The organism is Streptomyces sp. 4F14, from assembly GCF_048159485.1.
Classification (GTDB): Bacteria; Actinomycetota; Actinomycetes; order Streptomycetales; family Streptomycetaceae; genus Streptomyces.
The window spans coordinates 1-319 of sequence record NZ_JBLRVY010000392.1 but is presented as its reverse complement, the minus strand read 5'-3'; the positions used below and the strand labels follow the sequence as shown (position 1 = coordinate 319).

1 pseudogene is annotated in these 319 nt (G+C 77.1%); it reads right to left on the bottom strand.

Annotated elements, in window-relative coordinates:
• Positions 1-80: 80 nt before the first annotated feature.
• Positions 81-319 (bottom strand): annotated as a pseudogene (locus ACLZOT_RS51260) (glycosyltransferase family 2 protein); the annotation flags it as partial.

Sequence of the window (319 nt, the reverse complement as noted above, 5' to 3'; positions counted from 1 at the left end):
GCCGCCGCGGCCGGATCCGGGGACGCAGGTGGGTCCCGGGCGGTGGAGGTGACCGACCGGGGCCCGCGTCCCGTCGCCGGTCAGATGACCGGTGGCCGTCCCAGCCGGCACAGCCGCCACACCGTGCGCCAGCGCATGGGCCGTCGCTCACCGGCCGGTTCCCGCAGCCCCTCCAGGAAGCCGCCGAACCAGGCGCGCAGGCCACCGGCCGACCGGGTGCGGGCGAGTGTGAGCAGGATCCACAGCCCCAGATGGACCGGGATCAGCGGGAGCGGCAGTCGGCGCCGGGTCAGCCAGACGCGGTTGCGGGCGGTCACGC